This window comes from Mycobacterium sp. IDUB_24, from assembly GCF_055419385.1.
Genome location: NZ_JBVAXO010000004.1, coordinates 126,897 through 152,599, shown reverse-complemented (window position 1 = coordinate 152,599; position 25,703 = coordinate 126,897). Strand labels below are relative to the sequence as shown.

The 25,703-nt window shown below is 64.8% G+C and carries 25 protein-coding genes and 2 pseudogenes; 17 read left to right on the top strand and 10 right to left on the bottom strand.

The genetic code is table 11. The features are described 5' to 3' along the window. The first annotated feature begins 91 nt into the window (after positions 1-91). Together ACZYZF_RS16095 and ACZYZF_RS16090 are read left to right on the top strand one after the other, a co-directional pair. Positions 92-1,654 (top strand): sensor histidine kinase, encoded by a 1,563-nt coding sequence (locus ACZYZF_RS16095; RefSeq protein WP_463836263.1) that lies wholly within the window; start codon positions 92-94, stop codon positions 1,652-1,654. Then, positions 1,651-2,340, top strand: coding sequence for a response regulator (locus ACZYZF_RS16090; RefSeq protein ID WP_463746235.1), 690 nt, complete (start codon positions 1,651-1,653; stop codon positions 2,338-2,340). The genes ACZYZF_RS16095 and ACZYZF_RS16090 overlap by 4 nt, the downstream gene beginning before the upstream one ends. Before the next feature lie 10 nt (positions 2,341-2,350). Here ACZYZF_RS16090 and ACZYZF_RS16085 read toward each other — a convergent pair whose 3' ends face one another. Both ACZYZF_RS16085 and ACZYZF_RS16080 read right to left on the bottom strand, forming a co-directional pair. Then, positions 2,351-3,442 carry an MmpL3/TtfA transport complex stabilizer gene (locus ACZYZF_RS16085; RefSeq protein WP_463746567.1) on the bottom strand — a complete coding sequence of 364 codons (1,092 nt, stop codon included), beginning with the start codon at positions 3,440-3,442 and terminating at the stop codon, positions 2,351-2,353. A 462-nt stretch (positions 3,443-3,904) separates the two neighbouring features. Continuing rightward, complete coding sequence (locus tag ACZYZF_RS16080) at positions 3,905-4,744, bottom strand: peptidoglycan recognition protein family protein (protein ID WP_463836262.1); 840 nt, start codon at positions 4,742-4,744, stop codon at positions 3,905-3,907. Positions 4,745-4,987: 243 nt separating this feature from the next. Here ACZYZF_RS16080 and ACZYZF_RS16075 point away from each other — a divergent pair, with 243 nt between their 5' ends. After that, positions 4,988-5,689, top strand: coding sequence for a DUF3060 domain-containing protein (locus ACZYZF_RS16075; RefSeq protein ID WP_463836261.1), 702 nt, complete (start codon positions 4,988-4,990; stop codon positions 5,687-5,689). On the opposite strand, the gene ACZYZF_RS16070 is transcribed toward ACZYZF_RS16075, so the two are convergent. Continuing rightward, positions 5,662-6,549, bottom strand: a complete 888-nt coding sequence (locus ACZYZF_RS16070) for an alpha/beta fold hydrolase (RefSeq protein WP_463836260.1) — start codon at positions 6,547-6,549, stop codon at positions 5,662-5,664. The genes ACZYZF_RS16075 and ACZYZF_RS16070 overlap by 28 nt on opposite strands. Positions 6,550-6,648: 99 nt before the next feature. Here ACZYZF_RS16070 and ACZYZF_RS16065 point away from each other — a divergent pair, with 99 nt between their 5' ends. Next, a complete protein-coding gene (locus ACZYZF_RS16065; protein WP_463746231.1) occupies positions 6,649-7,251 on the top strand; it encodes a TetR/AcrR family transcriptional regulator in 603 nt (200 codons plus the stop codon). A 3-nt stretch (positions 7,252-7,254) separates the two neighbouring features. On the opposite strand, the gene ACZYZF_RS16060 is transcribed toward ACZYZF_RS16065, so the two are convergent. Together ACZYZF_RS16060 and ACZYZF_RS16055 are read right to left on the bottom strand one after the other, a co-directional pair. Then, the gene (locus ACZYZF_RS16060) at positions 7,255-8,028 is read right to left on the bottom strand and encodes an amino acid ABC transporter ATP-binding protein (protein WP_463746230.1); all 774 of its coding nucleotides are present in this window, start codon (positions 8,026-8,028) and stop codon (positions 7,255-7,257) included. Beyond that, the gene (locus ACZYZF_RS16055; protein ID WP_463836259.1) at positions 8,025-9,503 is read right to left on the bottom strand and encodes an amino acid ABC transporter substrate-binding protein/permease; all 1,479 of its coding nucleotides are present in this window, start codon (positions 9,501-9,503) and stop codon (positions 8,025-8,027) included. Before ACZYZF_RS16055 ends, ACZYZF_RS16060 begins: the two co-directional genes overlap by 4 nt. A gap of 477 nt (positions 9,504-9,980) precedes the next feature. Between ACZYZF_RS16055 and ACZYZF_RS16050 the strand changes: the two genes are divergently transcribed. Then, positions 9,981-10,265, top strand: a complete 285-nt coding sequence (locus tag ACZYZF_RS16050; protein WP_463836258.1) for a hypothetical protein — start codon at positions 9,981-9,983, stop codon at positions 10,263-10,265. 144 nt (positions 10,266-10,409) lie between these two features. Here ACZYZF_RS16050 and ACZYZF_RS16045 read toward each other — a convergent pair whose 3' ends face one another. Then, positions 10,410-11,621: an RNA-guided endonuclease InsQ/TnpB family protein gene (locus ACZYZF_RS16045; protein ID WP_463836257.1), complete on the bottom strand. Its 1,212-nt coding sequence runs from the start codon at positions 11,619-11,621 to the stop codon at positions 10,410-10,412. 286 nt (positions 11,622-11,907) lie between these two features. Further along, positions 11,908-12,222 (bottom strand): hypothetical protein, encoded by a 315-nt coding sequence (locus ACZYZF_RS16040; protein WP_463836256.1) that lies wholly within the window; start codon positions 12,220-12,222, stop codon positions 11,908-11,910. A 158-nt stretch (positions 12,223-12,380) separates the two neighbouring features. Here ACZYZF_RS16040 and ACZYZF_RS16035 point away from each other — a divergent pair, with 158 nt between their 5' ends. Beyond that, a complete protein-coding gene (locus ACZYZF_RS16035) occupies positions 12,381-12,677 on the top strand; it encodes a DUF4193 domain-containing protein (protein WP_463746225.1) in 297 nt (98 codons plus the stop codon). A gap of 38 nt (positions 12,678-12,715) precedes the next feature. On the opposite strand, the gene ACZYZF_RS16030 is transcribed toward ACZYZF_RS16035, so the two are convergent. Then, positions 12,716-13,075 carry an Rv2640c family ArsR-like transcriptional regulator gene (locus tag ACZYZF_RS16030; RefSeq protein ID WP_044519995.1) on the bottom strand — a complete coding sequence of 120 codons (360 nt, stop codon included), beginning with the start codon at positions 13,073-13,075 and terminating at the stop codon, positions 12,716-12,718. Between the two features lie 100 nt (positions 13,076-13,175). Between ACZYZF_RS16030 and ACZYZF_RS16025 the strand changes: the two genes are divergently transcribed. Then, positions 13,176-13,607, top strand: coding sequence for an ArsI/CadI family heavy metal resistance metalloenzyme (locus ACZYZF_RS16025; RefSeq protein WP_463746224.1), 432 nt, complete (start codon positions 13,176-13,178; stop codon positions 13,605-13,607). Next, positions 13,592-15,096: pseudogene (gene arsB, locus ACZYZF_RS16020) on the top strand (ACR3 family arsenite efflux transporter). Before ACZYZF_RS16025 ends, arsB begins: the two are co-directional and overlap by 16 nt. 15 nt (positions 15,097-15,111) lie before the next feature. On the opposite strand, the gene ACZYZF_RS16015 reads toward arsB, so the two are convergent. Beyond that, a complete protein-coding gene (locus ACZYZF_RS16015; RefSeq protein ID WP_463836255.1) occupies positions 15,112-16,215 on the bottom strand; it encodes a hypothetical protein in 1,104 nt (367 codons plus the stop codon). Between the two features lie 136 nt (positions 16,216-16,351). Between ACZYZF_RS16015 and ACZYZF_RS16010 the strand changes: the two genes are divergently transcribed. The 9 genes and pseudogenes from ACZYZF_RS16010 to ACZYZF_RS15970 all read left to right on the top strand — a co-directional run bounded on the left by ACZYZF_RS16010 (position 16,352) and on the right by ACZYZF_RS15970 (position 23,237). After that, entirely contained in the window at positions 16,352-16,774 is a 423-nt protein-coding gene (locus ACZYZF_RS16010) for a YybH family protein (protein WP_463746222.1), read from the top strand. A 78-nt stretch (positions 16,775-16,852) separates the two neighbouring features. Next, positions 16,853-18,214: a cytochrome P450 gene (locus ACZYZF_RS16005; RefSeq protein WP_463836254.1), complete on the top strand. Its 1,362-nt coding sequence runs from the start codon at positions 16,853-16,855 to the stop codon at positions 18,212-18,214. Between the two features lie 11 nt (positions 18,215-18,225). Continuing rightward, positions 18,226-18,549 (top strand): hypothetical protein, encoded by a 324-nt coding sequence (locus ACZYZF_RS16000; protein WP_463836253.1) that lies wholly within the window; start codon positions 18,226-18,228, stop codon positions 18,547-18,549. 36 nt (positions 18,550-18,585) lie between these two features. Continuing rightward, positions 18,586-19,074 carry an LppP/LprE family lipoprotein gene (locus tag ACZYZF_RS15995; protein WP_463836252.1) on the top strand — a complete coding sequence of 163 codons (489 nt, stop codon included), beginning with the start codon at positions 18,586-18,588 and terminating at the stop codon, positions 19,072-19,074. A gap of 39 nt (positions 19,075-19,113) precedes the next feature. Next, positions 19,114-19,404 (top strand): annotated as a pseudogene (locus tag ACZYZF_RS15990) (cupin domain-containing protein); the annotation flags it as partial. A gap of 62 nt (positions 19,405-19,466) precedes the next feature. Beyond that, positions 19,467-20,030, top strand: a complete 564-nt coding sequence (locus ACZYZF_RS15985) for a hypothetical protein (RefSeq protein ID WP_463746218.1) — start codon at positions 19,467-19,469, stop codon at positions 20,028-20,030. Then, positions 20,027-21,382, top strand: a complete 1,356-nt coding sequence (locus ACZYZF_RS15980; RefSeq protein ID WP_463836251.1) for a Dyp-type peroxidase — start codon at positions 20,027-20,029, stop codon at positions 21,380-21,382. The genes ACZYZF_RS15985 and ACZYZF_RS15980 overlap by 4 nt, the downstream gene beginning before the upstream one ends. Continuing rightward, positions 21,379-22,395 (top strand): hypothetical protein, encoded by a 1,017-nt coding sequence (locus ACZYZF_RS15975; protein ID WP_463836250.1) that lies wholly within the window; start codon positions 21,379-21,381, stop codon positions 22,393-22,395. Before ACZYZF_RS15980 ends, ACZYZF_RS15975 begins: the two co-directional genes overlap by 4 nt. Before the next feature lie 11 nt (positions 22,396-22,406). Continuing rightward, on the top strand, positions 22,407-23,237 hold the full coding sequence (locus ACZYZF_RS15970) for a bile acid:sodium symporter family protein (protein ID WP_463836249.1): 831 nt from the start codon (positions 22,407-22,409) through the stop codon (positions 23,235-23,237). On the opposite strand, the gene ACZYZF_RS15965 is transcribed toward ACZYZF_RS15970, so the two are convergent. Next, positions 23,167-25,431, bottom strand: a complete 2,265-nt coding sequence (locus ACZYZF_RS15965) for an AAA family ATPase (RefSeq protein ID WP_463836248.1) — start codon at positions 25,429-25,431, stop codon at positions 23,167-23,169. The two genes, ACZYZF_RS15970 and ACZYZF_RS15965, sit on opposite strands and share 71 nt — an antisense overlap. Positions 25,432-25,703: the final 272 nt, after the last annotated feature.

Genomic DNA, 25,703 nt, shown 5'->3' with positions numbered 1-25,703 from the left:
AAGACGGCGGAGGATGCCCAAGCGAGCCCGCTACCAGGGGCATCTGGGTCATGATCTTGGTAGTTCTCGACGTTCACAATCCGGAGGTGCGGTGACGCGTTGGTGGCGGCAGCTGCCGGGCCGGGCCTGGCCACGCTCGCTGGCCGGGCAGGCCATCGCGCTGCAGGTCCTGGTGGTCGCGATGGTGGTGCTGGCCGGCACGGCGCTGGCCCTTGTCGATGCGCGCCGCGACGGTGAGGACGCGGCCCGACAGCAGGTGATCGGTATCGCCACCGCTCTGGCCGATTCCCCGTCGACTGCAGAGGCCATCGAATCCGGCACTGCGACAAAGGTTCTGCAGCCGGCTACTGAAGCGGTACGCACCAACACCGGCATCGCGTTCATCACCGTCATGGCCCCGGACGGCATCCGGTTCACCCATACCGATCCCAGTCAGATCGGCGAACATTACCTGGGCACGGTCGAGCCCGCGTTGCGCGGCGAGACATTCAGCGAGGTCTATACCGGGACGCTGGGACCCTCGGTGCGCGCGATCGCACCGGTGCGTGGTCGCGACGGGCGCATCGTCGGGCTGGTGTCGGCCGGGATCACCCAGCAGACCCTGGGGCAGCGCTGGCGCGCACAGTTCCCGGCGATCGCGGCGGTGACCCTTGCCGCACTGGCAATTTCACTGATCGGAGTGTGGGCGATCCGGCGCAGGCTGTTGCGCCAGACCCGCGGCCTGCGGCCCGACGAACTGCGCCTCATGTACGACCACCATGACGCGATCCTGCATTCGGTGTCAGAGGGGCTCATCGTGCTCGATCGCGACGGTGTGGCGCTGGCCAATGACGAAGCCCGCCGGCTGCTGGGCCTGGCATCCGGGCCCGTGCAGACGCAGGACCTGCCGCAGTTTCTGCGAAGCGCCGATCCCGGAGCGCGAGACGAATTACACGTCACCGCCGACCGGGTGCTGGTGGTCAACCGCGCCTGGGTCCCCAACGTCGGTTCGGAGGTCGTCACGATCCGTGATCGCACCGAACTGCAGGGCGCCCTGGGCGAACTCAGCTCGCTGCAGGTCCTCACAGACTCGTTGCGGGCACAGGCGCACGAATCGGCGAACAAATTGCACACCGTGGTCACCATGGTGGAGATGGGCCGGCCCGAGGACGCGGTTCGATTCGCCACCAGCGAGTTGGAGTTGTCGCAACGCCTGGTGGACCGGCTGTCACTGGCCGTCGGCGAACCGGCCCTCGTGGCCCTGCTCCTCGGCAAGACCGCTCAGGCGGACGAACGCGGTATCGCGCTGACGGTCACCGAGGACACCCAGTTGTCCGCCCAGGCCGTACTCTCCGGACAGGAGATGGTGACGGTGCTGGGTAATCTCATCGACAATGCGATGGATGCGTGTGACCGTGAGTATCCGTGGATCGAGGTCACAGTGAGCCAGGACGATGGCGAGTTGTTGATCCGGGTCGCCGACAGTGGGCCCGGCATGGACCCGGATACCTTCGAAAAGGCCATGCAGCGTGGATATTCCACGAAATCCGCCGACACGTCCGGTCACGGGCTGGGGCTGGCCCTGGTGGCCCAGGTGATTCGCAAGCATGGCGGGACGCTGCGCGCCGACGTCACCTACGGTTCAGTCGTGACCGCAACGGTGCCGAACAGATGATCAACGTCCTCATCGTCGAGGACGATCCGCTGATCGCCGAGGCCCACCAGACCTATCTCGGTCGTCTGGAAGGGTTTTCGGTGGCGGCGGTGGCACACACCGCCCGGGACGCGATGCGGGCGGCGGCCGAGGCCGTGACGTCTGAGCATCCCGTCGACCTGGTACTGCTGGATATCGGATTGCCCGACGCCAGCGGAATCTCCTTGGCATCCGGGCTTTCCGGGTTACGGCCCGCACCCGACATCATTGCGATCACCTCCGAGCGCGATCTGGAGATGGTGCGCGCCGCCGTGGCCCACGGCGCGTTGGCCTACCTGCTGAAACCGTTCACCTTCGCGGCATTTCGCGATCGGTTGGAACGGTACCGCCGTTATCGCTCGGCGCTGCCGTCGGGAACCGATGCCGCTAGCCAGGCCGAGGTTGACCGGGCATTGGCCGAATTACGGGTTGCCACAGATAGATCCACCGCACCCAAAGGCGCAGCGCCGCAGACCACCGAGGGAATTGCCGCCGCTGTGCGCGACGATCCCGACGGCCTGACCGCCGACGAGGCGGCCAAGCGAGTCGGAGTGTCGCGGGTGACGGCGTGGCGCTATCTCGAGCGTCTGGCCGATGAAGGCACCGTGCTCCGCAAAACGGAGTACGGCAAGGCCGGACGGCCGCGCACTCGCTATCGGTGGCGCTGAATCAGCTGAATCAGACGCCGGCCGGCGCCAGGGCGGGCAGTTGGTGCATCTCGATCGCGTCTGCCGAGACCAGCTGCGAGTACAGCGACTCGGCGACGTCGAACACGTTGACGTGGCCGGCGTAGTCGGCGATGTAGAGCCGAGTGCCGTTGTCGCGCACGGCGACCGCTGCGGGCTGTGCATGCACGTCGATGCTGCCCTGAATTTCGCTGCTCAGGGTGCACCAGACGATGACGCGGTCGTAGTCGACCAGGTACGCACGGGTGGCGTCAGTGCTCAGCACCAGCTGCGTGGGTGCCCCGCCGACCTCGACGGCGTCCACCACGGTCCCGGCGGACAGGTCCACGGTGTGCACCACACCGCGGTGCTCACGGTCAGAGGTCAACACGTAGGCAACGCCATCACCGATCGCGATGTCGCGGATCGGGGCGCCGATCCACACCGTGGCCTGCGCCTGGGCGGTTTCGGTGTTGACGACGACCAGCCGGCTGCCGCGGAAATCTGAGGTGGCGACGTACAGGCGCTTACCGGTCGAGTCGATCTGCAGGGCGTCCAGGTTGACGCCCGCACCGGTGGCGATGTCGATGGTGCCGACACGCTCGGCGGTGGTGTCGATGACCGCGATGTCGATCCGCTCGTGGCCCGCGCGGCCGGCGAAGACGCGCTTGCCGTCCGGGCTGATGGCCAGGGCGGTGACGGTGAAGGCCAGCGGGTATTCGTTGAGCACGGCACCGGTGATCGTGTCGACGGCCACGAGCGCGTCGTGCCCGGCGGTGCCCACGCTGACGTAGGCCCGGTCATCAGCAGCCACGACGGCGAAGGGGTCTCCCGCGAGGCGGACCGAACCCACCACGCCCATGGTGTGCGGGTTGATCACGGTCAGGCTCTGCGCCGCGGTGTTGGTGACCACCACGGTTTCGCGGTCGGGATCGACGGCAATGTCGCCGATCGGCCCGCGTCCGACCTCGGCCAGGCCGGCGACATCGATGTCGTCGAGCGCACCGTCGAATGCGACGCTGCGGACAGACGAGTCGTCGATGGCGCGGTCATCATGGCCGGGGCGCAGCGCTGCGACCAGCGCACGCAGGAAGTTGTTTGCCATCGTCATCGGCACCTCCGCCGGCAAGGCTTTCACCGGCTCTAGATTTCAAGTCGATCTGCGCCGGGAGTGGCGCGGTTGCATTGAGTCTAGCGACGAAACCGACAGGTCCTCTACGACTTCACAGCGAATACGCGACAGCCGTCAATAGTCTCTCAGAATGCGCTTAGGAAATTCTTCGTTATCGACTCGTTACCTTTTGGACGCTTTTGATTAAAAGCTTGTTACCAGGGACTTCGCAGCATCGCTATGACGTCGCACAATTCCCGAGCAGCATGGCCGTCAATAGCAATTCTTACCATCTCCGGCAAAAGTGAGCGGTAGATCACACCCCGACACGCCAGCAAACTTTCTGCAGCGTCAACCCAAGGTGACCGGCAGCGGTGGTCGATATGTGTTACTGGTGTGAAAGCTGAGCCACGCCGAATCGGTAGTTCGCTGCATGCCCCAACAGCCCGGCTGCGACTACAGCCGCAGTGCAGCTGCGGTGGCCGGGCCGACGATTCCGTCGACCTTCAGTCCGCGGGTGCGTCGTTGGAACTCCTTGACCGCGGCCTCGGTCTGCGGGCCGAAGACGCCGTCGACCTCGAGATCCCCCGCATACGCGGTGTAGGCGGACTTGAGCCGGCGCTGCAGCGCGGAAACCTCGGGCCCCTCCATGGGCCGGAACAACAGGACATCGGTGTATTGCCCCACCGGAACGGGCGGCCTGGGCGTGGGCGCGGGTTTCGCGACGTCACCGATCTGCGCCTGGATGTCGGCGCGCAGGATGTCCATGTCGATGGCGCCCGGATCCCACTTTCCTTGCGCGCGGCCCGCATACTCCTTGTGCCCGATGGTGCGTTCGGAGCTCTGCGCCAAGCGGCGATTGATCGCGGCACAACACCGCACCAGCGCGAAATACTGTGCATCAGGCCAGTTCTTGCGATGCGGCGCCGTGGGGCTGGTACCGCTGTTGGCGCACTCGATCCCGATCATGTGCCAATTGCCCATGTTTGTCGGCAACCACGGATACATACCGATACCGGCATGCCAGGCCACCCCGAGCGCAATCACCGTCACCGTCCCGTCGCGCGCGATGTGCAACTGCGACAACGGGCCGGGAAGGTCGGGGCGTCCATCGGCGATCGATGCGGCCGTGGCGTTGTCCGACCCGGTGTGATGCACCATCACTCCGCGGATGTCCTTGAAATCGCCGTGCCCGCGCGTACGCCAACCCGGATACTCGACGAGGTCGATACCTTCTGCCCGGAGTACGTCGGCCAGCCAGACCGGGTCACCGGACCATCGCCCTACCTGTGGCACTGAGATTCCTTTTCCTTGCGCAGCAAACCATCCGTGGCACTAGCCTACGCGCGGGAACCGACACCGGTCCGGATGCAACCAGGCGGCCAGACAGGTTATGCACCAATCCCTTTGCCGACTCATACCTCGCCTGTGGTGCGGGCCGCGAGCCGGTTCGCCGGAGTCGCAACCTGCAAACACGTTCATTGAACGGCAGCGACACTTTCCGTCCGCACCGGCGGCCGAGTGTGCGAGCATCTGCGCATGGATCCGAAGGACGACCCCGAGGCCCGCATCCGGGAGCTCGAGCGCCCACTCGCCGAAGCCGCCCATGCGTCCGAGCTCGGCACCGGCAAGACCACGGGTCCTTCCGGACCGCCCCCGACTCGGCCGTGGACCAACGCGTTCCCGCCACCGCCGCCGGGACCCCCGGCTCCGTGGCCGGGTTACGAGCCTTACCCCGCCCCGCCACAACCGCGACGCAAATCGGGCGCCGCGCCGTTCTTCATGCTGTTCGGCGCGGTGACGGTGATCCTGGTCGCCGGCGGTATCGCGGCCGTGGTGGCGTTCGGCAATACCGACGCGAGCAAGTCCGACACCGACACCGACACGGTCACCGACAGCCAGTCGACCACCATCCGACAGACAACGGTCAGCGGGATGCCAATGCCCGGATCCGTTGCACCGACGGAGGTTCCGGCAGGAGCGACGGTGATCGTCTCGGGTATCAGCGAGCACCGGACCGTCGAATGCCGGGACAATACCGTGATCGTCAGCGGCATCGAGAACGAGCTGGAGATCATCGGCCACTGCGCGGCCCTGACCGTGTCCGGCGTCGAGAATGTCATCACCGTCGAATCCGCCGACACCATCGGGGTGTCAGGATTCGACAACCGCGTCACCTACCGCAGCGGGGAACCCGAGGTAAGCAATTCGGGTCAGTCCAACGTGGTCGAGCAGGGCTGATCGGATTCAGCCGGGCGGTCGAGGCGCCGGAGGAATTCGCCGAGCAGACTCACCAGCGGCGCCGGATTGTCTTCTGGCACCCAGGCATAGGAGTCGTCGACGAATTTCAGCGTCGCGCGCGGCAGCGTCCGCGCAAGACGCGAGGCCCCTTCGGCAGGGAAATAACGCTCCTCGCGCGGCCAGACCACGAGTGCGGGTCGCTCGTAGTCGGTCAACCGCGGTGAGTACTTCGCCAGATACGCCGGCGATAGCCCATGGAGAAACCGACGAAAATCGTTTCGCACCAGACCGTCACTGCGCAGCGGCTGTAGGTAGGAGGCCATGATGTCGGCAGGAATGGGGCGTTTGGTGGCGCCGCCGTATGTGATCCGGAGGCGTTGCACGGGTTTGAACCCGATCAACGCCGACTGCAACAGCCCGGCGCCGGGCAGCGAGGCGAGCCGCGCAAGTACCTTGACCGGCCATGGGTCGGAGTCGAACGCGTTGGTGGCGATGAGTACCAGGGCCTCGACCCGTTGCGGGTACTCGGCCGCGACCACCTGGGCGATGTCGCCGCCGTAGCCGTTGCCGACCAGCACCGCCTGCTCTATTTCCAGAGCGTCGAGGAGGTCGACAACGGTCCGGGCCAGCCCAGGCAGGGTGAGGTCGGCGCCGGGGACCGCCGGAGTATGCGATCCCAGCGCCAGATCCGGGGCGATACAACGAATTCCGGCCCCGAGGCAGTCAGCCACCTGACGCCAGACCAGTCCGTTGGCCACGAGGCCGTGCAGCAGGACGACGGGGCGGCCGGCCCCGGATTCGCGCACACCGACCGAGCCGCAGGGCAGCGGAATCATCCGTCGGGAGCTCAGTGTGTTCATCTACCTGGCCTCTCGCCGCATGGACATAAATCAATACAGACTGTATGCAAACACATGCAGCTCAGAACATCAATACATACAGCTTGTTAAAATTCCTGAGTGAACGAAGACGCCCGCGACGGCCGCGAACAACGCAGCGAAACCACCCGCTCGGCACTGGTCGCCGCCGCCCGCGCGCTGTTCGTCGAACGGGGCTACGCAGCCGTCTCCACCGGTGACATCGCGCGCGTCGCGGCCGTCACTCGAAACGCCCTGTACTACCACTTCCCCACCAAGGAAGCCGTGTTCCGGGCGGTCTACGAGGACGTCGAAGGCCAACTGGCCGCGCGGGTACTCCCGGCGGCCCTGGCCCACGACAGCAGCAGAGCGCAGCTTGAGGCCGGCATCGACGAGTTCCTCGACGGCTGCCTCGACCCCACCGTGGCCCGGATCAGCGTCTTGCAGGCGCCGGCCGCCCTGGGATTCGCGCAGATGCGTGAGATCGACAATCGCAACTACCTCGGTACGTTGCGCGAGGGCATAGGCAGTGCCGTCGAGGCCGGTGAACTCCCTGGCCTCCCCGTCGAAACCCTCGCGTCGATGCTCATCGGGGCGCTGGACGAAGCAGCCCTGCTGATTGCGAGCGCCGACGATCCCGCCGCGGCCCGTCGCGATGCCGGCGCGGTGGCCCGGGCACTGGTCGCCGGTCTCTTCGTGAAATAGGCGCTACAGCACCTTCGACAGAAACTCCTGCAGCCGAGGATGTTTCGGGTTGTCGAAGACCTCAGCCGGCGAGTCGTCCTCGACGATGTTGCCGTCGGCCATGAAGATCACCCTGGATGCCACCTCGCGGGCGAAACCCATCTCGTGGGTCACCACCACCATCGTCATGCCGCCTTCGGCCAGATCCCGCAGTACCTGCAGCACGTCGCCGACCATCTCGGGGTCCAGCGCACTGGTGGCCTCGTCGAACAACATGATCGACGGGTTCATCGCCAGGGCCCGGGCGATGGCGACACGCTGCTTCTGACCACCGGACAACGTGGCCGGCTTGACCTTGGCCTTCTCGGCCAGGCCCACCTGGGTCAGCAACTCCATGGCGCGTTTCTCGGCCGCAGCCTTGTTCATCTTCTTGGTCAACAGCGGCGCCAGCGTCACGTTGTCGATCACGGTCATGTGCGGGAACAGGTTGAAATGCTGGAACACCATGCCGATGTGCTGACGGACCTTGTCCAGGTTCACCCGCCGGTCGGTGAGGTCGAACTCGTCCACCGTGACCTTGCCGGCGGTGATGTCCTCGAGCTTGTTGAGACACCGCAGGAAGGTGGATTTGCCCGATCCTGACGGCCCGATGACGCAAACCACCTCACCCTTGCTGATCGTGGTGTCGATGCCGTCGAGCACCACCAGATCGCCGAATGACTTCTTGAGGCCCTCGATGCGGATCTTGACGGTGCCCTCGGGCTCGGCGGCCGCGGCTTCCGGTACCAACTGGGTCATTTCACCATCCTCTTCTCGAGCCGATCAGAAAGTTTCGTCAACGTCATGATGACGACGAAGTAGATGATGCCGATGATCAGCCACATGGTGAACGACTGGTAGTTACGGGCGATGATCAGCCGCCCGGTCTGGGTCAGCTCGGCGATACCGATCACCGACAGGATCGAGGTGTCCTTGAGGGTGATGACGAACTGGTTGATGTACGACGGGATCATGGTCCGAATTGCCTGCGGCAGAATGACTTTACGCATCGTCGGTAGGTAACCGATACCGAGACTGCGGGCCGCCTCCATCTGCCCCTTGTCCACCGACTGGATTCCGCCTCGGACGATCTCGGTCATATAGGCACCGGCGTTGAGCGAAAGCGTGATGATGCCCGCGGTCAGTGCGGTCATCTGGAATCCCAGGGCCGTCGGTATGCCGAAATAGATGAAGAAGGCCTGCACCAGCAGCGGCGTGCCACGAAAGATGTCGACGAACGTCGTGCCGATGCCCCGCAACACAATCGACCGTGACACCCGGAAGAGGCCGAAGATGACACCGAGCACCAGCGCGATGGCGATCGACACCACGGTGAGGATCAGCGTCATCTTCAAGCCGGTCATCAGGAACGGGAAGGTGCTCTTGAGTAGTCCGGCGAAGGAGTTGTCGGAGACCGAGGCCCCCTCGCCGAGGTATTTCTCGACGATCTCGTCGTACCGGCCGGAGTCCTTGAGCTCCTTGAGGCCCGCGTTGAACTTTGTCAGCAGTTCGGCGTTTCGCCCTTTGTTGACCGCGAAGCCATAGCTGGAGCCCTTCTCCTTCGGCGTCACGGTTTTGAAGCCGTTGCCCTGCTGGATGCCATACGCGAGCACCGGATAGTCCTCGAAGACCGCAACGGAGTTTCCGGTCTTGACTTCCTCGAACATCGAGGCCGAATCCGCGAACGAGACGATCTGGAAGCCGTACTTGTCCTTGATCGACGCCGCGAATTCGGCACCTTGGGTGCCGTTCTTGACGGCGACCCGCTTGCCCTTGAGGTCGGCGTAGGACTTGATGTCCTCGTTGGCGGCCAGCACCGCCATCTGCACGCCGGATTCGAAGTACGGGTCGGAGAAGTCGAACACCTTCTTGCGCTCGTCGGTGATCGACATGCCGGCGATCACGCCGTCGGCCTGATTGGCCTGAACGGCCTGCAGCGCGGCATCGAAGCCCAGTGGCTTGATCGTGATGTGGAAGTTCTGGTTGGCCGCGATCTCGTTGATGAGGTCGATGTCGATGCCGACGAATTTCCCGTCGACATCCTGGAATTCGAACGGCGCAAAGGTGATGTCGGTAGCGACGATGTAGGTCTCACCATCGGCGGCGGCTCGGGCCGGCGCTAGCATCGCGGCCCCGAACAGCCCGACCAGCACGGCCACGACGGCGGCCAGCAGCCGGTGCGGGGACCGGATGATTCCGGCGATACCCTCGCCCGACGCGGATTCGGCTCTCATCGCCCAGTCTCCTATCCAGGTATGAAACGACGAGTCCTCACGCTATCGCCGTCACCGCGATTAGGGCGGTATTTACCGGCCACGGTTCGGCGACTCGATCATGCGAAGGGCTCCACTGGCGGGCGGCCGCCACGGAGCGCGCAGCTCAAGCCGGCACCATTCGCCGCCGCTCCGAGGCGGGTGACTGCGTCACAGGGGTCGCACGGGACATCGAATTACCCTGTGCTGGAAGATAGTTGCGCGGGGAACAGCCGGACCGTCACGCCATCGGCCGATGGCAACCCGCGTGGTGGGCTTTACAAATCACCCGCCCTGTCGATCTCGCCGCCGTGAGAACCGGTCCTGTAAAAGAACGTTCGGTCGCAGATGCACCTTACTGAGGTAGTGCACTACGCGTGAGGAATGACTGCGGTCAGTCGTACGTTTTCTGCATAACAGCGTTGGACAGTACGACGCTTGGTTCAGAGGAAGTTCGACATGAGCGTTTTCCATCAGGTTTCCGCCGTCCGACGTGAAGCCTCAGCACAGACCACGATGCGCCGGCACACGCACAAGCCGGTGCTCATCACCGAACAGCAGGTCCTGTTCAGTACTGCCGCGGCAGCAGGGACCCACGCGCACCACAACGTCATCACGATGGTGTCGCATGCGGTGTCCTCGGCGACGGAGCACTGGCGGGCCCGACGCGCCCGCACGTACTACCCGCCACCGTGCAGTTATCTCGAGAACAGCCTGATGGCTCGGGAGATGGACCGGCTCTGACCGGCAGGCCCGGTCAGCCGGCCAACGCGACGGGCGCGATGACCTCGGAGTAGCGAGATGCATCGCCGGCGATCGCCCGGCTGGGTGCCAGCTGTTGGCCTTTTGACGCGCTGCCCGCGATGACTGAACGGGATTCCCGTGCGGCTAGGCCGCGGTCGGGGTGCTTCCTGTTTCGTCGCCCCGCGCCTCCCGATTGGTGGGAGGACTTATCGGGGCTCCACAGGCGTTTAGTCTCTCCGCCCGACCGGCGGCGAGAATAACCTTGGCGGCGTTGTAGTCACGATCGTGGTCAGCTCCACATAACGGGCATATCCACTGGCGGGTCCGTAGTGAGATTTCGTCGAGGCGATGACCACACGCCGAGCACGTCTTACTCGACGCCAGCCATCGCGACACCGTGTGCACAGTGCGCCCGTAATGGCTGGCCTTCTCGCCGATGATCCGCACGAACTGTCCCCAGCCGGCATCCGAGATCGCCCGCGCCAGCCGACGGTTCTTGACCATACCCACGACGTTGAGGTCTTCGACGTGGATCACTTGGTTCTCGCGAACCAACGCCAAAGCCTGCTTGTGGTGATAGTCCCGCCGCGCCCGCGCCACCGCGCTGTGCGCGACAGCCAGCTTGCGCCGTGTCTTTCCCCTGTTGACTGATCCTTTCTGCCGACGGGACTTCTCCCGTTCCAACCGCACCAACTTGCGCTGCTTGCGTGCCAAGTGTCTCGGGTTCGCGATATCTGCCCGCTGCCCATCGGTAGTCGCGACCGTCGCCAGTCGCGTGATCCCAACGTCGACCCCAGCCTGCCTATCCACCACAGGTAATCGCGACGGTGCCACTTCGACGACGAAACTGGCATAGAAGTGGCCGTCGGGTTCTCGAATAATCGTGACCGAAGAGGGGCCGCTGGGCAGTTCCCGCGACCAGCGCACCCTGACCTCACCGACCTTGGCCAGATGCAACCGTCCACTGGGCCGGACCGAGAATCCATTGCGAGTGAGCCGAAACGACTGCCGGTGATCCTTGCGAGATTTCATCCGGGGCCGGCCAAGCCTGCGGCCCTTGCGTTTCCCGGTCGCCGAATCAAAGAAGTTGCGCCAAGCCCGCCGCGAATCGTTGACCGACTGCACCAGCGCAACACTGGGCACCTCGCACAACCAGGACCGTTCGGGTGATGTCTTGGCCGCGGTGATGACACGGCGCTGGATATCGCTGTCGGACAGTTTGATCCCAGCCCGATACGCGTCGTCGCGGACCCGCAGCGCATCGTTGAACACCACCCGACAGCACCCAAACACCCGCGCCAATACCGTCTGCTGAACCGGTGTCGGTTCGATCCGATACCGGTAGCGCATCTGCATGCCGTGACTGTACGACTGGCCTACGACAACCCAGACGCAACTTGTCCCTGGTCGTGCGAACTGCTGCTACAAGCCGCCCCTGGTGTCAGTAGCCAATTACCGGTGTCCTACACACAGTGACCCCATCGCCGATCTCCGGGTCTGCGCCGGCGGCTCTAAAAGCAGCACCGCCCACATGTGATCCGCCGCGAATACATGGGCCTATGTGTCCGCACCCACATACGGGTGACCAACGCCCGTCGGCGCCCTAGTTCGCCGTCACTACGAGCGCAAAGAGCTGCGAAGGTCAGTCGATCCGGATGACGTAGGTGCCGTCCTCGTCACGCTCGATCTGGCCGTCAAGAGCGTTGATCCACACCGGGGTGTCGCGTCGCGAACCGAGGAACGCGCTCTGCACGGAGCCCCCGGGCTGCAGGTCGACATTCCACTCGTCATCCTGGGCGACGATGGTGAGAAGCTCCTCGCCATTGGCGCGACGGATCGAGATCACCTGGCCGTTGGCGTCCAGGTCCTCCAGTTCCGCATCGTCGTCATCGAGGTACTCATCAACCTCAGCGTCATCGAAAATCTCGGCGTCCGAACCTCTGACATCGTCATGCACGCCGACGACTGTACTCAGGATCACGCGCCCCTATGAAGACTGCGAGCGTTTGAACCGCTACGGTGCATCCGACGTTTACAGGCTGTTCGCCCGGGGAACAAGGAGTCCCGCTGCGGCGTTGGCCAAAAACATTGGTCTTGGACTTAGGAGGATCATCTATGGCTACTGATTACGACGCCCCGCGTGTCAAGGAAACGGACGAGGCGAGCGAAGAGTCGCTCGAAGAACTCGCCACTCAGCGACGCGCCGCGGCCAACACTGCGGTCATCGACGAGGACGAGGTGGTCGATTCGTTCGACCTTCCCGACGCCGACATTTCCGGCGAGGAGCTGAGCGTGCGGGTCGTCCCCAAGCAGGCTGACGAGTTCACCTGTTCCAGCTGCTTCCTGGTGCAGCACCGCAACCGGCTGGCGCTGCAGAAGGGTGAGCAGCAACTCTGCGTCGAGTGCGTCTGACGCAGAGCCATGCCCGGGCCCGACGGCTCCGGCGCGCCCTAGCGACAGCAGTTCGGATCGAGCACGGTGCACAACGCGACGAGCGAGTCCCGGCGCGGGCGGTGGTAGACGTTCATCCCGCGCCGTTCGGACTCCACCATTCCCGCGCGCCGCAATTGCGACAGATGATGGCTGACGGTGGATTCCGCCAAGCCGACCGCAGCCGCCAGATCACACCCGCAGACTTCTCCGGCCTCCGCACTGAACAGCAGCGACACGAGCTTGACCCGCACCGGGTCGGCCAGCGCTTTCAGCCTCAAGGCGATCTCCAGCGCTCCATCGTCATCGATCGGGCCGGCCGCCACGGGTGAGCAGCAGACCGGTTCGGAGGTGTCGACCACCGGCAACGCTTTGGGCATGTACCCATCCTGCCAGAGGATATTGACATACGTCGAAGAGGTGGCATCATCGATGCTGCCCGGATAGTTCGACATAAGTCGCAGAGGTTGGGAGCCTGTCATGTCGCGTGCACAACTCGCCTTGAACGTCGATGATCTCGACGAAGCCATCACGTTCTACTCGAAGCTCTTCAACACGGCTCCGGCGAAGGTCAAGCCCGGCTATGCCAACTTCGCCATCGCCGCTCCCCCGCTGAAACTGGTGCTCATCGAAAACCCCGGGCACGGCGGGACACTCAATCATCTCGGTGTCGAGGTCGAGTCCAGTGAGCAGGTGCACGCGGAGATCGCCCGCCTCACGGACGAAGGCCTGTTCACCGAGGAGGAGATCGGCACCACCTGTTGCTTCGCCACCCAGGACAAGGTGTGGGTCAGCGGGCCCGCCGGCGAGAAGTGGGAGGTCTACACAGTTCTCGCCGACTCGGAATCCTTCGGCACCAATTCACCCGCACTCGATGGCGCCGAACCCGGCAGCGCCTGCTGCACATCGTGAACCAGGTTGTACCCGCGCGACTTTCGACGCTGGACCGGCTCCTGCCGCTGTGGATCGCCATGGCGATGGCCGCGGGCCTGCTGCTCGGAAGGCTCGTTCCCGGAGTCAACACCGCACTGAACCACGTTCAGATCGACGGCATCTCGCTGCCGATCGCCCTCGGCCTGCTGATCATGATGTACCCGGTCCTGGCGAAGGTGCGCTACGACCGGCTCGACCGCGTGACCGGTGATCGCAAGCTGTTGATCAGCTCGCTGATCCTCAACTGGGTGCTGGGCCCTGCCCTGATGTTCGCTCTGGCCTGGCTCTTTCTGCCTGATCTGCCCGAGTACCGAACAGGTCTCATCATCGTCGGACTGGCCCGTTGCATCGCCATGGTCATCATCTGGAACGACCTGGCCTGCGGCGACCGTGAGGCCGCCGCGGTACTGGTCGCCCTCAATTCGATCTTTCAAGTGCTCATGTTCGCCGTGCTCGGCTGGTTCTACCTGTCGGTTCTGCCCGGCTGGCTCGGCCTTGAGCAGGCTCGCATCGATACCTCGCCATGGCAGATCGCCAAGTCGGTGATCATCTTCCTGGGTGTCCCGCTCCTGGCCGGCTACCTGTCGCGCCGCATCGGCGAATCCGCGAAGGGCCGGGACTGGTACGAATCGACATTCCTGCCGCGCATTGGTCCGTGGGCCCTGTACGGCCTGCTGTTCACCATCGTGGTGCTGTTCGCGCTTCAGGGCGACCAGATCGCCGGACGTCCGTGGGATGTCGCACGCATCGCACTGCCACTGCTGGCGTATTTCGCGATCATGTGGGGCGGCGGATACGCGCTGGGAGCGATCCTGGGGCTGGGGTACGAGCGCACCACCACCCTGGCGTTCACGGCCGCAGGCAACAACTTCGAACTGGCCATCGCGGTGGCGATCGCGACGTACGGCGCGACCTCCGGCCAGGCTCTGGCAGGTGTGGTCGGCCCGCTCATCGAAGTGCCCGTACTGGTGGCGCTGGTCTACGTGTCACTGGGCTTGCGACGCCGGTTCGCCGCCGCAGGACACGACCAACCCGTGAGGAGCAGTTGATGGCCGAGCACGACCGCCCCAGCGTGTTGTTCCTGTGCACGCATAACGCGGGCCGGTCCCAGATCGCGATGGGCTACTTCGCCCACCTCGCCGGAGACCGGGCATCCGTGTTCTCGGGAGGCTCGGAGCCTGCCGAGATGGTCAACCCCGCGGCCGTGGCGGCGATGGCCGAAGTCGGTATCGACATCGCGCACCGGCAACCTCGGCGATGGACCGACGAGATCGTCGAGGCGGCCGACGTCGTCGTGACAATGGGATGCGGGGACACGTGTCCGTACTTCCCCGGCAAGCGTTACGAGAACTGGGAGTTGGCCGATCCGGCCGGCCTCGGAGTCGAAGCGGTCCGTCCGATTCGCGACGACATCGGGCGTCGGGTTCGTGTCCTGCTCGCCGACCTCGGAATCAATCCTGCCGACTGATTCTCGGGATGTGACTCAGCCCTCGCCGCGTTCGGAGTGCCGACCGGCAGGCTTCGCGGCGGCAGTGGACCCCTTCTTGCCCTGAGCCTTGCTGTCGGCGTTGACGCCGACGCGCGTCTTGCCGTCTGCGTCGTTGTTCAGATTGGCCGTCACCCGGTCACTGAGGCTCTTGACGTCGGCCCCAACCTGTTTCAGCGCGGCCTTGACAGCGGTGCGGTCAGCGACCTTCTTCTTCGAAACCGGTGAATCCTCTGTTGCGGCAGCCAGTTTGGCGGGCGCTTCCAGATCCGGCTGGACCTCGGGGACGTCGGGGACGTCGATGGTGACAGCCTTGAACGGCGCCCCGAGACTGACCGGCGCCGCGGCTGACGGAACGCGCAGTTGCGCGGTGTCGAAGGTGGGCCGCGGTGGTGGTGCGGTCGCCAGCGCGGTGGTGATCCCGAACTGAGCGGCCTCGATGCCGTCGACGATCGACCTCGCCCCGTCCCCGAGGGAGATAAGGAAGTTCTTCGTTCCGTCTACCGTGGCGTCGACGATGTTGCCCAGATCGAAGGTGAGTATGGCGGCGACCAAATTCTGCGTGCCCAGGATGAACGCGTTCACGGCGCCGCTGCCGGCATCGAGGAATCCGTTGGCGACATCGATGACAGCCCGAGGCCACGCGGCCTCCATCGCGGCCTGCACCACCAGATACTTCTGGTTGCGCCAGATCGCCGAATCCAAGAGCGGCTGACCAACTGCGATCACCGAATCCCGCACCGCCTGGGTGAAGGTGTCGAACGCCCCGACGAAGTCCAGATCGAAAACCTGCTGGATGATCTCCACCGTGACGCCGGGGATCGCCAGCACCGACTGTCCCAGACCGATCCCGGCCTGGCCCAGCCCAGCCAGGTAGACGGCCCAGTTCTCGGCCCAGTTGCGGATCGACTGCCGCACGATCGGCAACGTCAGAATGTAGGGAAGCTCGAAGTCGGTGAGCTGGAACTCAGCGGCGACCGCCGGGGCTGCCACCTGCACAGCGGGCGCCTGCCACGACGGCGTGACCGGCGACAACGCCACCGCGGTCGCGCCGACCATCGCCACTCCGGTGGCCAACCACGGGCGAACAGCAAGTTCCATGCACAAGCCCTATCCTGAGAATTACATGAGATTGACGGAACTGTAACTTGTCGCGGCAAGTCCGGCACAGCAAGTGCGAAAGGGAGTCACGGCGAACCGCGCCGGTTTGAGCTCACCCTGACCTACCGTGACATTCGTGACTGAAGCCGCCATTCGACAGCGCATCGCCGACGGCGTCAACGCGATCCGTGCGCGCGATCTCGACACTCTGACTGCCCTCTATGCGCCCGACGTCGTGTCCTTCGATCTCGGGGCACCGCTGCGGTACGCCGGTGACGACAACAAGCGACGCGCCTGGCAGGAAGTCTTCACCGCATACACCGGCCCGATCGGCTACGACGTGCACGAGTTGACCGTCACCACCGAAGGCGACCTCGCATTCGTGCACAGCCTCAACCACGTCCGCGGCACACTGGCCAGTGGCCGCGACATCGACATGTGGGTGCGGTGGACAGCGTGCCTGCGCTGCGTGGACGGCGTCTGGCTCGTCACCCATGACCACATCTCGGTGCCCGCCGACCTCGAGTACGGCAAGGCAATTCTGAATCTGACGCCGTGATCTACCCGAATCGCCCACGCCGGCGCGCATAGTTCCTATTCTCAGACCTGCAGACCCACAACGGCGTTGGGAGCGCAGATGACCGAGGGCGCGACGGCGGAAGCTCGACATACCGGGCGCAGCTACCACTTCGATCGACACACCCCGCAGTATCGCGACCAGTTCGAGCCGATCACGTCCGAGATGCTGGGTTCCTGCCCGCTGGCCTGGACCGACACCTACGGAGGGCACTGGGTGGCCGCCGGCAGCAGCGAGGTCTTCGAACTGGCCCGCTGCCCACACATCTCGAACGACAACGACATCGTCGGGGAGCGAAACGGCTACCGGGGCATCAACATTCCGCGCGGTGAGGTGAGCACGCAGTTCCGCGGGGGCATGTTGGAGATGGACGATCCCGAGCACCGCGCATACCGGACACCGCTCAACGGGTACCTCTCGCCCGCCGCGGTCGCGCGGTGGAAGCCGGTCGTCGACGAGCTCGTCAGGGCGTGCCTGGACGAGAAGATCGAAGACGGCCGTATCGATTTCGTCGACGATCTGGCGAACATCGTCCCGGCGGTGCTGACGCTCGGCCTGCTGGGTGTTCCGCTCGCCGAATGGGAGATCTACTGCGAACCCGCGCACGCATCGGTGTACACGCCTGCCGACTCCCCCGATGCCAAACGCGTCTTCGACCTGTCCGTGGCCTCAGCGGTGCACATGATGGGCCACGTTGCCGTGATCCGCGAGGATCCGCGTCCGGGTTTGATCGATGCCATGGTCCAGATGCGTATCGATGGCGAGCCCGCACCCGATTCGGAAATCCTGGGCATGCTCATGCTCCTGATCGGCGGCGGCTTCGACACCACGACGGCACTGACCGCGCACTCCCTCGAGTGGCTCTCCCAACACCCTGATGAGCGTGAGCGGTTGAGCCGGGACCGTGCTTGTTTGCTCGACCCGGCGACCGAGGAGTTCCTGCGTTTCTTCACCCCGGCACCCGGGGACGGTCGCACCATTGCCGAGGACATCGAAGTGGATGGTGTGCCACTCAAGGAGGGCGAGCGGTTATGGCTTTCCTGGGCGATGGCCAACCGCGACCCGCGTGTCTTCGAGAGCCCCAACGATCTGGTGATGGACCGAACAGGTAACCGCCACTTCAGTTTCGGCTTGGGCGTGCACCGGTGTATCGGCTCGAACGTGGCTCGCACGGTGTTCAAGTCGATGCTCACCGGGGTGCTCGACCGGATGCCGGACTACCGATGCGATCCCGACGGCGCCGTCCACTACGAGACCATCGGCGTCATCCAGGGCATGAAACATCTGCCTGCGACATTCACCCCCGGTCGTCGGACCGGCCCTGGTCTGGCTGAGACACTGGAGAAACTGCAACGGATCTGCGATCAGCAGCAGCTGGCAGCACCGATCACGGTGCACAAGGCCACCGCGGTCATCGACTGAAAGCGAACGACATGACAGCCCTGATCCCTACCCGACGCCTGATCGTCACCGCATGCTCCGCGATCGCGGTCATGGCAGCGGCCACCGCGATCGCCGCCTCGCCCACACCGTCGACCGTGCGGGCGGCGTGCCCGAACGGCGAGGACAACGACACCTACACCGGCAGTTGTGTCCCCTACCTGGTGCCGAACTCGCCGAGCAGCAACAGCCTTTGCCCGCCCGGAGTCACCGGCACGGAGTGCGGTTCGGCAGAAGTCAGGACCACTCCCACTGCGCCGGTCGCACCGACGGGCCCCGAGCAGGAACTCGAAGACGTGAGCACGCCCGACTTCTGATGGCCGGGCACTAGCCAGGCGGTGGGGAGGTACCCGATGAGATTGCCGGTGGTGTTGGCAGGTTCGATGTTGCTCGCGAGTTCGACGATGGCGCCGCCGGCCGCCGCCGTTCCGCCGAGCGGCTGCGGGATCAACCTCGCCGCACCCCAGATCGCGGCGGCGGCACAACGTCTCGCGCCCTACCCAGGGACCGACTGGAGATGGTCGACCAACCCACGCATGATCGAGGGCAATTTCAATCCGTGCGCCACATTGTCGACGGCACTCGTGACCGTCGAGGGAGCCACCGCCAGCTCCCCCGTGACCGCCCTGATGTTTCACAACGGCGGCTACCTCGGCACCGCGACGTCAAAGGCTTACGGTTTCACCTCGCTGAACACCGCCCGCACCACCGACGACACCGTCGCCCTCGACTACAAGACTCCAGGCGCATGTAACGCCTGCCCACCCTCCGCCATCACCACAGTGCGCTACCAATGGCAGGCCGATCACGTCGCCATGCTCGATATGCCGCCCCCGGGATGACGTCCCACCGGGTGCGGCGACAACAGACAAGGAGCGACGAGGCCGACCGGATCCCACGGTGATATCCAGCTCGAGAATGACTGGTTCCGTGTCACCCAGTGGACGATCAATCCCGGTGGTGCGATACCGATGCACCGGCACGATTACGAGTACGTGGTGGTCCCGCTGATCACCGGCACCATGCACGTCGTCACTGCCGATGGCATGGAGATCGTCGCGGAACTCGTAGCCGGACAGAGCTATTCACGTCCCGCGGGCTCCGAGCACACCGTCGAGAACCGCGGCGACCGCGACCCCATCGTCTTCGTCGAAGTTGAGCGACTCGCCTGACGGGCGGTCTTCCCCCGTTTCGGGGGACGACGTGCGACTGCCGCGCTCATAATCTCGTTGCCATGGCGCACAACGGAAATAACGATTGGACCCAGCCGGCAGCTCTAGCTCTCCCCCAGGAGGGCTACTTCGAACTGACCCGGGGGCGGTACGGCCCGGTTTATCCCCGCACCCCCGCCTGCTACGGATTCAACATCATCGCCAAGGTGCTCGATGGCCACGAGCAGGCGATCCGCGATTACGGCAAGCAACTCGAGGCAGCTGTGGCCGCGCAGCCCGACGTGCTGGCCCCGCTGAAGCTCCATTACTTGCGCTGGCAACTGTTCGATGTCGGCTCCGGTGTGCACTTCCAGTACCAGGGCATCTTCGACACCGACTTCGACAAGTACACCGAGGATGCCGTCAAGCTGTTCAGCTCGACCGGCATCACCACGGCGTTCACCCACCTGGTGGGCTTTCCGGAGGACTGGAAGACCAACCCCGAAGCCTTCATCATGTTCGTTCGCGACCACCAGGTGCCCAGCTTCCTGGAGTATGGCGAGTACCCGTACATCACGTCCGAGGAGGTCAAGAAGGCATTGCGGCTCAAGGCCGCGTTCTCCGACATGTTGGACCAGATGCAATGACCGACCTCGAATTCGACGATATCCAGCACATCATGCTGACCGGGACGCCCCACTTGACCGGTCGGTACGAGTTCCTGACCTTCGACACCCCCGAAGCGGGACGAGCCTGGCTGACCGAGATGGTCCCCCTGGTGCAGTCGGCCACCGATGTCCGGGAGACGGTCAATGTCTTCAAACGTTGGGTCAACCTGGCCTTCACCTGGAATGGGTTGCGCGCGTTGGGTCTGGACGACGAATCGCTGGCGAGTTTCCCCGATGAGTTCCGTGAAGGGATGGCCTCGCGGGCCGACATCCTCGGGGACACCGGTGCGGCCGCGCCACAGCACTGGGTGGGCGGGCTCGCGGGCGACGACTTGCACGCCATAGTCATCCTGTTCGCCCGGGACGAGGAGGAGCGCGTGCGGTGCGTCGGCGAGCACGACGCACTACTGGCTCGCTGTCGCGGGGTGCGGTCGCTGTCGCATCTGGATCTGGCCGCCACCGCACCGTTCGAGTACGACCACGATCACTTCGGGTACCGCGATCCGATATCGCAGCCGCAGATGAAAGGTTCCGGAGAGGTACTGATACCTGGCTCGGGCGGGGCACTGGAACCGGGAGAATTCCTCCTCGGATATCCCGACGAAGAGGGGCTGGTGGCGGACCAGCCCACGCCCGAGGTGCTTTCGCGCAACGGCAGCTACATGGCGTACCGCAGGCTCGAGGAACATGTCGGGGTCTTCCGCGACTACCTGAAGCAGACCGCCGAGGGCGACGAGGACGAGGAGCTACTGGCCGCCAAGTTCATGGGCCGCTGGCGCAGCGGCGCACCGCTGGTACTGGCACCCGAACACGACGATCCGGAACTGGGTGCGGATCCGATGCGTAACAACGATTTCGACTATGGCGAGATGGATCCGCACGGCTACGCGTGTCCGCTCGGCTCTCACGCCCGCCGCCTCAACCCACGCGATACCGAACCTAATCCGAATCGGCGCAGGCTGATCCGGCGCAGCGGCACCTACGGGCCCGCGCTGCCCGAAGGCTTGCCAGCGGGGGCCGACGACGGAATCGAACGCGGGGTTGGGATGTTCCTGATCTGCGCCAGCCTGGTGCGCCAGTTCGAGTTCGCTCAGAACGTCTGGATCAACGACACCGCGTTCAAAGATCTCGGCAACGATCACGACCCCATCTGCGGCACCCAGGACGGCACGCTCGACTTCACGATTCCGAAGCGGCCGATCCGCAAGGTGCACAAGGGGTTACCGGCGTTCACCACGCTGCGCGGCGGAGCGTACTTCTTCCTGCCCGGCATGAGCGCGCTGCGTTACCTCACAAACCTCGAGCCCACAAGAAACAAGGTGACATCATGACCACGCCCCTTTCATACGCCCGCACGTACAACCAGGCCCATATCGCCCGGCCGCACAACGGCAAACGACGGGTTTCCATCTATTGGTCGTGGAGCTACCCGTGGGAGGTCCAGCGCGATCCGGCGCTGCTGTACAACCGGTACTCCACCATGACGGAAGTTCGTCTGGCGACCTGGCCCGCCTACGCCGGACCCGAGTACGACCCGCGCGACTTCCTGCAGGGCATCGACGGAACGCTGGAATTATTCCACCGGTCGTCCCTGGCTTTCCAAGACGTGGCCGGCGAGGCCACCGGGCATCCGGTGGCGGTGTTTCAACGGGTCGATCAGGCTGGGTACCGGTTACCGATCGATGAACGCATCCTGGACGACACCGACACTCTGATGATCTTCGGCCTGGACCACCTGCTCGGCGACGAGGCCGCCACTGAAGAGGAGATCGCCGCGATCCAGCAGTGGTTGAAGCGCGAGGGCACCTGCCTGATGCTGGCACCGCACCATGACGTCGGGTTCACCGACGACAAAGAACAGCAGCAGATGGAGTACCTGCACCACGGCGATCCGCTGACACCGCGGATCCAGCGCTTCAGTGGCTATGCCCGGTCACTGCTGACCGGATTGAACATCCCGGTGCACAACACCTGGGGCCTGCGTCCAGCCACGGTCGAGGGAACCAAACAGATTGTGCCGCTTACCGGCTTCCGCGATCTGGATTCCGCCGGCCTGTTGCGCGACGTCACCACGCTGGCACTGCATCCGCACCTGCCACACTACGAGCTGACCGCGCCCGAGGGGCCGGACCTCAGAGTGCTGGGCCGGCAGTTGATCGACCAGACCCGGCCGCATCCATTCACCCTAGCCGGCAACACCGAATTCAACGCACTGGTCCACATGCCGCCGTCCGGTGACCGCGCCGGTGACATCGTGCTGGTCGATTCCACCCACTTCACGACACTGTTCGGCGCCAGTGACAGCCTGAAGTCTTTCTGGCGCAACCTTGTAACGATGGCCTGATAGGGACCGGCATGAACGATCTCCTCTTGCAGGGTTCGAATATCGCCGTTGTCTTCTTCGTCGTCTCGAGCACTCTGGCGGTCGGGCTGGGCTTGACCGTCGGACAGATTCTGGCCCCCCTCAAGAATATTCGTCTCGTTGCATTGGCCCTCGCGGCCAACTTCGTGCTGGCGCCGCTGGCCGCGTTCGGGCTGTGGCGGGTGTTCGATCTGGATGACCCGCTCGGGATCGGGCTGCTGTTGTGCGGACTCGCGGCCGGCGCACCCTTCCTGATCAAGCTCGCCGAGTTCGCGAAGGCCGACATGGCTTTCGCGGTGGGCCTGATGGTGCTGTTGATGGTGGTCACCGTGGGATATGTGCCGCTGATCCTGCCGATCTTCGTCTCGGGCGCGGCCGTCAACCCCGTCCAGATCGCGATGTCTCTCGTGGTGCTGATGCTCATCCCACTGGCCGCGGGCCTCCTGCTGCGGGCCCGCGGCCCCGGTGTGGCCGCCGGCCTCCAGCCCGTGATCGCGAAGGTGTCCACCGTCAGCATGATCCTCGTGATCACGTTCACGATCGCCGCGCATTTCAACAGCGTGCTGTCGGTATTCGGCACGTTCGGCATCCTGGCGGCTGTCATCTACACGGTGATCTGCGCCGGAATCGGTTGGCTCATGGGCGGTCCCGGGACACGGGAGGTGCTGGCGCTGGGCACCGCTCAGCGCAACGCCGCAGCGGCGTTCGTGGTCGCCGGCCAGAACTTCGACGATCCGAAGGTGGTCGTGATGATCACCGTGGTGTTGATCGCCGAGTTTCTGATGCTGTTGCCGTTCGCGAAGCGGCTCGCGCGGCGTCACTGAGCAGCCCGAGCCGGTCGGCCTCGGCAACCGCGGCGGCGCGAGACGCCACGGCGAGCTTGCGGTAGATCGACTTCGTCTGGCTCTTCACGGTCTCGCGGCTCACGGTCAACTCGTCGGCGATGCCCTGCAATGACAGGTGGGATGCCAAGTGCCGCAACAACCGCAGCTCGGCCTTCGTCAGCGACGGCCGAGCGCCGCGGGCCGCGCGGGCCGCCGACAAGGCCCGGATATCGTCCAGCCATTGCCCGATGCCGACAGCCTCAGGTTCACGCCGATGAGCGCGGTGCGCCGCGTCCAGGTGACGGTCACACAGTTCGGTGTCGTCGATCTCGACAGCTGCGCCCGCAACCAGCACATGGGCCATCAGGGCGGTACGAGCGGACAGATCTCCCAACCGGTCGACAAGCCGCTCGGTCGCGCGGACGGCCCTGCGCGCTCCGTCCACGTCTCCGCGCCGAGCCCGGACCAGTGCGTCGACCGCGTAGACCACCACCATCGGGACCATGTCGGACAAGTCGCGTGAGTCGACGATCGAGCGCGCGGCGTTGGTGTGTGAGATGGCGGCAGGCAGGTCGCCGTCACCGAGGTCCAATGCGGCGAGATGTGCCAGTGCGGCGGCCTGAAATCCGGGTAGGTCTTCGATCACCGGTAGGGCAGATTCCAGGGTGGCCCGGGCCTGCCCGGATTCCCCGAGCATGGCCAGGGCAGTACCTTTCATCGTGGTGGCCGCACCCCACCATGGATTGACCAGGTGATCGCCTGACTCACAGACGGTTTCAGCATGACGGATCACCTCCCCCACGCCGCCGACACCGATCAGGGAACCGATCAGCGCCGCAGCCACCTCGACCGAGGGTGTGCCATCGGCGAGCGGCTCGCCGGTGTCGGCCGCGGCCGCGGTCAACAACGACCGCTGGATCAACTCGGCGTCACCGGTTGTCACGCCCAGCCAGGCCCGCGCGATCGCCGCGTCGGGATAGTCGGTGAAGGTCTGCTCATCAATGAGGCTGAGCCGCCGGGCCAAGACCCCGACACGGCCGTCAAAGCCCAGCCGCACGGCGTCGACACCCACCAGTGCGGCCACCTGAGCACGATCATCGGCAGCCAGCGCCTGAGCCAGCGCGCCATCGACGTCACCGGCTTGGGCCAGCCAATCTGCCGCCCTTGCAGCCAACTCCCGGAACCGGTCCGGATCCCGATCACGCAACCGGGCGCGCAACAGGTCACCGAAGAGCTGGTGATAGCGGTACCAGATGCCTTGATTGTCAATGGAAACCAGGAACATGTTGCCGGATCGAGTGATCGCGTCGAGCATCGCAGCCGAATCGGTACGTCCGACCAGCGCATCGAGTTCGTCGGCGCAGAAGCGGTCCAGCATCGCCGATTCCATCAGGAATGTGGCGGTATCGGGGTCGAGCTGGCTGAGTACCTCCTCGACCAGGTAGTCGGCCACCAGTCGGTGCCGACCGGTTACCACCTCAGCCGGAGCGCCATCGCGCAGCGCCAACGCTGCCATGACCACACCGGCCGCCCAGCCTTCGCACTTGTCGAGTACCCGCGCGATCGTGGCCTCGTCCGTGCCTGCACCGAGGGCCGCAAATGCCGCTGCGCCTTCGGATCCGGACAGCTTCAGCTCCGGAATTCCGATCTCGACGACATAGCCCTGCAGTCGGCGTCGCGCCAGATCGACGGCAGGAGTCTGCCGGCCGACGAGCGCCAGCGTCGTCGAGTTCGGGGCTAGATCCACCACTGCGCGCAGGGAGTCGACGGCCGCGCCTGCCGACAACTCGTGAACGTCGTCCAGCACCAGGACGACAGGCCCGCAGGTCTCAAGAGCCTGGACGAACGCCGACACCAGTTGGGACTCGGCGCGGCCCGCCCCCTGCAGGTAGTGAAGCACTGTCGGGTCGATGGGCTTGATCTGATTCAGCGCCGTCGCGAGATGCAACAGCAGATGGGCCGGGTCGTTGTCGAGGTTGTCCAGCCGCACCCACGCGAACAGGCGTTCGTCGGCGTCGTCCCACTGCACGACCGCAGTGGTCTTGCCGTATCCCGCGGGGGCCGCGACCACCACCAGACCGGTGCGATCCCGCAGCACACGGGCAATTCCCGGACGCGCAACACCCGCACGCGCAGTGGCCGGCCGTCCGACGGTCGCCACCGGAATGTGCGTCGGCCAGGATCCCGCTACCACTTCCGCATCGTAGGCCCTGTGCGCTTCGGTCCCCGCCAGGGTGACGCGGACGAGACCTCAGTAACGAGACTATTAGTCTTCATGCCGCTTCAAGATCATATTGACGCGACCGTCGACAAGGTGTGCGCACTCAATGAGCAGGTCAGCATCGTATTTAGCCGGAACTAAATTTTGATACTGCACAAAGTGCGCATCCGAAGGTTCTCAAACTGGAACTTGTTCCACCCCCCTCTCTGTACGGTCCTTGACTGCTGGCTGTCCGCCAGTGCCCG

What these genes read in the sequence shown, in the direction of transcription:
- ACZYZF_RS15980 (WP_463836251.1), top strand. Translation starts at nt 20,027, where the DNA reads ATGACCGACCTCGAATTCGACGATATCCAGCACATCATGCTGACCGGG.
- ACZYZF_RS16060 (WP_463746230.1), bottom strand. Translation starts at nt 8,028, where the DNA reads ATGACCCAGTTGGTACCGGAAGCCGCGGCCGCCGAGCCCGAGGGCACC.
- ACZYZF_RS16035 (WP_463746225.1), top strand. Translation starts at nt 12,381, where the DNA reads ATGGCTACTGATTACGACGCCCCGCGTGTCAAGGAAACGGACGAGGCG.
- ACZYZF_RS16055 (WP_463836259.1), bottom strand. Translation starts at nt 9,503, where the DNA reads ATGAGAGCCGAATCCGCGTCGGGCGAGGGTATCGCCGGAATCATCCGG.
- ACZYZF_RS16005 (WP_463836254.1), top strand. Translation starts at nt 16,853, where the DNA reads ATGACCGAGGGCGCGACGGCGGAAGCTCGACATACCGGGCGCAGCTAC.
- ACZYZF_RS16030 (WP_044519995.1), bottom strand. Translation starts at nt 13,075, where the DNA reads ATGCCCAAAGCGTTGCCGGTGGTCGACACCTCCGAACCGGTCTGCTGC.
- ACZYZF_RS16000 (WP_463836253.1), top strand. Translation starts at nt 18,226, where the DNA reads ATGACAGCCCTGATCCCTACCCGACGCCTGATCGTCACCGCATGCTCC.
- ACZYZF_RS16025 (WP_463746224.1), top strand. Translation starts at nt 13,176, where the DNA reads ATGTCGCGTGCACAACTCGCCTTGAACGTCGATGATCTCGACGAAGCC.
- ACZYZF_RS16075 (WP_463836261.1), top strand. Translation starts at nt 4,988, where the DNA reads ATGGATCCGAAGGACGACCCCGAGGCCCGCATCCGGGAGCTCGAGCGC.
- ACZYZF_RS15995 (WP_463836252.1), top strand. Translation starts at nt 18,586, where the DNA reads ATGAGATTGCCGGTGGTGTTGGCAGGTTCGATGTTGCTCGCGAGTTCG.
- ACZYZF_RS16045 (WP_463836257.1), bottom strand. Translation starts at nt 11,621, where the DNA reads ATGCAGATGCGCTACCGGTATCGGATCGAACCGACACCGGTTCAGCAG.
- ACZYZF_RS15985 (WP_463746218.1), top strand. Translation starts at nt 19,467, where the DNA reads ATGGCGCACAACGGAAATAACGATTGGACCCAGCCGGCAGCTCTAGCT.
- ACZYZF_RS16090 (WP_463746235.1), top strand. Translation starts at nt 1,651, where the DNA reads ATGATCAACGTCCTCATCGTCGAGGACGATCCGCTGATCGCCGAGGCC.
- ACZYZF_RS15975 (WP_463836250.1), top strand. Translation starts at nt 21,379, where the DNA reads ATGACCACGCCCCTTTCATACGCCCGCACGTACAACCAGGCCCATATC.
- ACZYZF_RS16085 (WP_463746567.1), bottom strand. Translation starts at nt 3,442, where the DNA reads ATGGCAAACAACTTCCTGCGTGCGCTGGTCGCAGCGCTGCGCCCCGGC.
- ACZYZF_RS16070 (WP_463836260.1), bottom strand. Translation starts at nt 6,549, where the DNA reads ATGAACACACTGAGCTCCCGACGGATGATTCCGCTGCCCTGCGGCTCG.
- ACZYZF_RS16050 (WP_463836258.1), top strand. Translation starts at nt 9,981, where the DNA reads ATGAGCGTTTTCCATCAGGTTTCCGCCGTCCGACGTGAAGCCTCAGCA.
- ACZYZF_RS15970 (WP_463836249.1), top strand. Translation starts at nt 22,407, where the DNA reads ATGAACGATCTCCTCTTGCAGGGTTCGAATATCGCCGTTGTCTTCTTC.
- ACZYZF_RS16015 (WP_463836255.1), bottom strand. Translation starts at nt 16,215, where the DNA reads ATGGAACTTGCTGTTCGCCCGTGGTTGGCCACCGGAGTGGCGATGGTC.